The 6,231-nt window shown below is 73.8% G+C and carries 6 protein-coding genes; 5 read left to right on the forward strand and 1 reads right to left on the reverse strand.

From position 1 onward, the window contains the following. The 4 genes from J7E93_RS36075 to J7E93_RS36090 form a co-directional block, all read left to right on the forward strand. A partial coding sequence (locus J7E93_RS36075) for an NAD(P)/FAD-dependent oxidoreductase (protein ID WP_215074263.1) occupies positions 1-1,062 on the forward strand: 1,062 nt, incomplete at its 5' end. 111 nt (positions 1,063-1,173) lie between these two features. Next, the gene (locus J7E93_RS36080; RefSeq protein WP_215074264.1) at positions 1,174-1,917 is read left to right on the forward strand and encodes a D-Ala-D-Ala carboxypeptidase family metallohydrolase; all 744 of its coding nucleotides are present in this window, start codon (positions 1,174-1,176) and stop codon (positions 1,915-1,917) included. Positions 1,918-1,940: 23 nt separating this feature from the next. Continuing rightward, positions 1,941-2,420, forward strand: coding sequence for an NUDIX domain-containing protein (locus J7E93_RS36085; protein WP_215074265.1), 480 nt, complete (start codon positions 1,941-1,943; stop codon positions 2,418-2,420). Positions 2,421-2,524: 104 nt separating this feature from the next. Next, complete coding sequence (locus tag J7E93_RS36090; RefSeq protein WP_215074266.1) at positions 2,525-2,770, forward strand: hypothetical protein; 246 nt, start codon at positions 2,525-2,527, stop codon at positions 2,768-2,770. A 120-nt stretch (positions 2,771-2,890) separates the two neighbouring features. Here the strand turns inward: J7E93_RS36090 and J7E93_RS36095 are convergent, their stop codons facing one another. Beyond that, positions 2,891-4,771 carry a TrkA family potassium uptake protein gene (locus J7E93_RS36095; protein WP_215074268.1) on the reverse strand — a complete coding sequence of 627 codons (1,881 nt, stop codon included), beginning with the start codon at positions 4,769-4,771 and terminating at the stop codon, positions 2,891-2,893. 330 nt (positions 4,772-5,101) lie between these two features. Between J7E93_RS36095 and J7E93_RS36100 the strand changes: the two genes are divergently transcribed. After that, the coding region (locus tag J7E93_RS36100; protein WP_215074267.1) for a D-alanyl-D-alanine carboxypeptidase family protein at positions 5,102-6,231 on the forward strand (1,130 nt) is incomplete at its 3' end.

Below are 6,231 nucleotides of genomic sequence, written 5' to 3' on the forward strand. Positions count from 1 at the left end.
GGCCTCGGCCGCCCGCTGGACGGGCCGGGGTTCGCCCGCCGGTCGGTGCGGGCGGCGGTGGCAGCCGGGGCCACGGTCCGTACCGGCGTCAGCGCCACCGGCTGGGCGGGCCCCCTCACACTGGAGGCAACCGCCGCCACCGGGCTCGAAACGCTCACCGCCCGCGTGGTGATCCTGGCCACCGGCGCGCGCGAACGGCCACGCAGCGCACGGCTGGTGCCGGGGACCCGACCGGCCGGGGTGTTGACCACCGGCGAGCTGCAGCAGTCCGTCCATCTGTACGGCGTACGGCGTGAGCGGCTGGGCCGGCGAGCCGTCGTGATCGGCGCGGAGCCGGTGTCCCGTCATGCGGTGGGGACGCTGCGCCGGGCCGGGGTGGAGGTGGTCGCCATGATCACGGATCAGCCGCGCGGCCCACGCCGGTTCGGCGCCGTACCGCCCCCTCCCCTGCTCACCGGCGCCAGGGTGACCGAGCTGCTGGGCCGCGGATGGCTGGCGGGCGTCGCCGTGGGCCGTCACGACGGACGCGTCGGAACGATCCGCTGCGACACGGCCGTCTTCACGGGGGACTGGATCCCGGACAGCGAACTCTCCCGCTCCGCAGGGGTGTTGCTGGACAGCGGTACGAAGGGTCCGGCGGTCGACGGTGCGTTCCGCACCGCGTCCGCAGGGATCTTCGCGGTGGGCAACACGCTGCGCGGGGTCGAATCGGCGGGCGCGGCGGCGGGCGAGGGGCGCGCGGTGGCGGACGCGGTCCTGCGGTACCTGGCGGGCGAACCGTGGCCGGGCGGGGGCGTGCCGGTGGTGGTGGAGAGCCCGCTGCGGTGGGTGGCGCCGAACCGTGTCACCGACAGCATCGGTGGCCGTCCCTTCCTTCTCCGCGCGCGGGTTCCGCTGGTCCGTCCGGTGGTCTCCGTGACGCAGGGCGACCGGCTCCTCCACCGTGGTCAGGTGTGGGGAACGGCATGGCCGCACCGTTCGCTGCGGCTCGCGGCGGGGTGGGTGCGGGAGGTGGACCCGGCGGGCGGCCCGGTGACGGTGACCGCGCGGGTCGGAACCTGAGGACGTCCCGACAATGGCCTGGTCCTGTGGCGGCTGTCCGCGGCGTTGACCACCCCTCACGACCCCTCCATGCTCATGACAGGAATTCCGTTTCTCCGACACGGAGGTGTCATGGTCCGGCGCACGGTCAGATCCCTGCTCGGCATGGTCCTGCTGGTGGTCACCGCCCTCGCGGGCACGGTCGCCACCTCGGGCACGGCACACTCGACCACCACCGACGAGTGCTACACCTGGGGACGCACCCTGTCCTCCGGAATGTCCGGGGCCGACGTGACCCAACTCCAGATCCGGGTCGCCGGATATCCCGGCTACGGCGCCGTGCTGGCCGTCGACGGCGACTACGGGCCGGCCACGAAGGCCGCGGTGACCCGCTTCCAGCAGGCGTACGGGCTCACGGCGGACGGTGTGGCGGGGTCCGCGACCTTCTCCAAGCTGTACGCGCTCCAGGACGGCGACTGCACGCCCGTCCACTTCACCTATGCCGAGCTCAACAAGTGCAACAGCGACTTCTCGGGCGGCGCCGTCAGCGCCGCCACAGCCAAGTCCAACGCGCTGCGCGCGATGTGGAAGCTGGAGGCGATGCGCCACGCTCTGGGCGACGTACCGATCTCGGTGAGCAGCGGCTTCCGCTCGTACGCCTGCAACTCGGCGGTCGGCGGTGCGTCGGACAGCCGGCATCTGTACGGCGACGGCATCGATCTGACGGGGTCGCCGTCCCTGTGCACCCTCGTCAAGCAGGCCCGCAACCACGGCTTCAACGGAATTCTCGGGCCGGGCTACCCGGGGCACGGCGACCACGCGCACGTCGACACCCGGTCGTCCCGCTACTGGTCGGCGAGCAGCTGCGGGATCTGACGCGGTCGGCCACACTGAGCCGTATGCCGGACAAGCGCAGCGCTGGGCTCCTTCTCTTCCGCCGGACGGCGGACGGTGGCTTCGAGGTCCTCATCGGCCATATGGGCGGGCCGTTCTGGTCGTCGAAGGACGTCGCGGCCTGGTCGATCCCCAAGGGCGAGTACGGCCCGGAGGAGAGCGCGGAGGCCGCCGCCCGCCGCGAGTTCGAGGAGGAGCTCGGCCTGCCGGCACCCGACGGTGAGCGGATCACTCTCGGGGAGGCACGTCAGTCGAACGGAAAGACCGTCACGATCTGGGCCGTCGAGGGCGACCTCGACCCGACGCTGGTCGTGCCCGGCACGTTCACCATGGAGTGGCCGCGCGGTTCGGGCGTCCAGCGGGACTTCCCGGAGATCGACCGGGTCGGCTGGTTCGCCCCCGAGGCGGCCGCTCCGCTCCTCGTGGCGGGGCAGCGCGTCTTCCTCGACCGTCTCGCCGCGTGGGTGGACGGCCGGGGGGACTGAACCCCGGAAGGGCGAGCGGGGCGCGGGCACGGGCGGGGCGAACCCCGGTTGTCAGACCCGTACGAGAGGGTGGAGGTCGCCAACCTGTCGAGAGGGAGCCCGACATGACCACGATCACCGCCCGTGAGCGCGCCGCTGCCCAGGCGTACCTCCGTCTGCTGGAATCGACCCAGGCGGTGCTGACGGACCCGCACCTCGCTCCGTACGCGGGGGCGATGCTCACGCACCCGATGGCAGAGGCCGACGCGGCCCTGCGGGCCGCCGGTCTCTCGGGGAACGAGGCGCACCTCCTCCATCTCGTCGCGGCCCTGCGCGCCTCGCCGGCGGGCGACCGCGGCCGGCCGCGTTAGGTGATACGGCCGTACTGGGTCGGGATCTGGGTGAGCGCGACGGCGCCGGACGCCGGGAACCAGTCGGTCCACTCGTGCACGGATCCTCGTGCCGTCGGGCCGGAGGCCGGCCCGTCACCGTCACACCGCCGGGTCCGGTGTCGCCGGCCGGCGAGGGTGGCGGCCGAGGAGTTCGGCCAGGCCTCGGCGGGTGGTGGCGAGCACCACCCGGTCTCCGGCGCCCAGCACACGGTCCGGCTCCAGTTGCCACACGAGTCCGGCTCCGGGGCGGCCGAGGGGCGCGGAACCGGTCGCCAGGGCGATCACCCGCCAGGCTCCCGGGTGGAACGCCTCGGCCACCGTGCGGTCTTCGAGGAGCGGGTTGCCCGCCACCTCCAGGGCCGCGAACAGCAGCACACGGCGTTCCACCGGGATGGCGCCGAGGATCTGGCGGCCCATCATGGCGCCGGCAAAGGCGGGCGCCGCCAGGTGCGAGACGCTGCGGCTGCGGGTCAGGGCATCGGGGTGGGCCGCGCGCAGGGTGCGGTAGACGGCGGTGGCGAAGTCGTCGTCGTAAAGGCGCAGCGCGACCCGCAGATCGGGCTTGACGGACCGCGCGGAGAGCGCGGCCTCCAGATTGGTGATGTCGACGCTGGTGAGGGCGAGCAGGGCGTGGGCGCGGTGGACGCGGGCGGCCTCCAGGACGCCCTCCTCGGTGACGTCCCCGATGACGGTCGGTACGCGCAGCCGGCGTGCCAGCGCGATGCCGCGTGCCTCCGGATCGGACTCGACGCAGACCACCGGGATGTTCAGCCTGCGCAGCCGGGCGAGGACACGTGTACCGACCTTGCCGAGACCGAGCAGGACGACATGGCCGGACAGTCCGCGCGGCGGGCGGCGCAAAGAGGTCGCCGTACGGAAGGTGCCGAGGCCCTCCAGGAGCGCCGCGACCAGGACCGGCAGCAGGAGGAGGCCGACGAAGCCGGCGAGGATCTGCAGCACCTGACGGCTGGTCGGCTCCTCCACGGCGGGGTCCCCGATGGCGAAGATGTCCAGGAGCGTCAGATAGGCGGCGTGCAGCGGATGGTCCCCCGTGGTGAGCCAGGAGGCGAGGGCGATCGCGCCGACGGCGGCGGCGACGCCCCCGAGCGACCAGCGCAGCCGTCGGGAGAAGAGGGAGGCGACGGGGAGGGCGGAGGCGCCGAACCGGTTGGAGGGCAGGGTCGGACCGGCGTACGTGATCGCTTCGAGGGCGACCGTGCCCCGGCCCGGGGCGGCCGCGACGGCCGGGTCGTCGGGCAGCAGCAGCGGGCCCTGGTCGCCGCTCCGCTCGGAGCCCTCGCAGCCGGCCGGGTCGTTGGTGGTCGCCGAGAGGAGGGCGAGCGTGCACAGGCCAGGGTCGGCGGTCTCGCCCCGGGCGGCCGGGCTCCGCTCGACGGCGTGCAGGAGCAGACCGCCGGCCTGGATGACCTTGCTGGTGCCGGCGACGGCGGTGGCCGCGAGGGCCGGGGCCGCCGTGTCCGCGTCGGAGAGCACGGTCGTCGAGGCGTCGAGGAGCTTGGGGTCGAGGCAGGGCTCGGCGACGGCGGCGGCCTGGTCCAGAAGGGTCTCCAGGTGCTGTCCGAGCTTGCGGTTGTAGAGCCGGATGACCAGGCGCAGCCGCGGGTTGAGCCGGCGGGCGGCGAGCGCGGCCCTGATGTTCGTCTCGTCGTCGTCGTGGACGAGGGCGAGCGCGGCCGCCTGCTCCACACCCGCGTCGACGAGCACCGTCTCGTCGACCTCGGCCGTCTCGACCACCCTGACGGAGCGGGCGGCGGGCGCCCCGCGCTGCTCGCCGACGGTGCCGCGGGTCACGGCCGCGGTCACTCTGCCGAAGAGCGAGGAGGCGCGTCCCGGGCGGCCCGCCGACTGGTGCGGGGAGTCGCCGGGAACGGGTACGAGCAGGGTGACCCGCTCTCCGTAGACGTCGTGGAGCTCGCCCGCGAGCCGGTGGGCGAGCACGTCGTCGCCGCTGACGATCATGTGGCCGACGGGGGTGGGCCGACCCGGCCGTTCCGCCCGGAACAGGGGCGCGCCGAGCGGCGCTCCCTGGGGGCCGGAGGCGGGCGACCGCTCCTCGGGATCAGGTGGAACGGACGTGCTCTGGTACGGAAGTGAGGACACGTCACCAGCATGCACTGCCCCACCGACACCCCCGCGCACACCCGGCTCCGGGGGCGCAGGTCGCCGGGCTCGCGCGGCGCCCTCCCGAGTGTGGCGTACGGGCGGCGACACCGCCCGTACGCCACAGGTCGTACGCCGGTCGGCGCACTACGATCTGCGGGTACCGCCGCATTTTCCTACGGTGGCTGAATGATCGTCACGTCAGCTGTCCGTCACGCTGCCGCCGGTACCGCGGCGCTGCTGCTCGTGCTGTCCGCCCCCGCGGCCACGGCGTCCACCGTCACCGAACCCACTCCGCCCGTGGAACGGTTCGTCGATCCCGCACGGCTGCACCGCACCGGCACCCAGGTCCATCCGCTGCCCGGAGGGCCGAGCGCGCCCTCCTCCCTCTCGGCGCTGTCGTGGCTGGTGGCGGACGCCGCCACGGGCGAGGTTCTGGCGGCGCGCAACGCTCATCGGCGGCTGCCGCCGGCCAGCACGCTCAAGGCGCTCTTCGCCGTGACCGCGCTCCCCCACGTCGACGAGGAGCGGCGGCACACGGTCGCGGAGTCGGAGCTGGCGGGGATCGGCCAGGGCAGCAGCATGGTCGGGGTGAAGGCCGGATTCACGTACAAGGTGTCGGACCTGTGGAAGGGGGTCTTCCTCAGCTCGGGCAACGACGCGGTCCGCGTGCTGGCGGCGATGAACGGCGGCTGGGAGGCCATGTCCCGTCAGATGCAGGAGAAGGCACGGGCGCTGGGGGCGTACGACACGCGGGTGGTGTCACCCGACGGGTACGACGCGCCGGGCCAGGTGTCGTCCGCGTACGACCTGGCGGTCTTCGGCCGGGCCGGTCTGCACAACCCGTCGTTCGTCCGATACTGCTCCACCCGGTACGCCGATTTCCCGGCCGGTGGCTGGTCGTACGGCATCCGCAACACCAATCGGCTGCTGACCGGGGCGGACGGCGTGGACCGCTATCCGGGGCTCATCGGGGTCAAGAACGGCTATACGAGCGGCGCGGGGAACACGCTGATCGCCGCCGCGAAGCGGGGCTCGCGAACGCTGGTCGTGTCCGTGATGAACCCACAGTCGGGCGGCGGGCTCGCCGTGTACGAGGAGGCGCGCACGCTGCTCGACTGGGGCTTCGAGGCGGCCGGCCGGGTGGAGCCCGTGGGGTCGCTCACACCGGTACGCGTGAAGGCGACGACCCTGCCGGCAGCGCGCTCGGCGTCACCGCGGCCGGGTCCGGAGGCGGTCGTGTCCGGGAAGGCCGCGGCGCGGGCAGGCGCGCCGGGGCAGGCCCCCTCGGCACAGGCGCAGCCCGCAAAGGCGCAGGC

It is taken from the genome of Streptomyces sp. ISL-36 (genome assembly GCF_018614205.1).
In the GTDB taxonomy this organism is placed as follows: domain Bacteria; phylum Actinomycetota; class Actinomycetes; order Streptomycetales; family Streptomycetaceae; genus Streptomyces.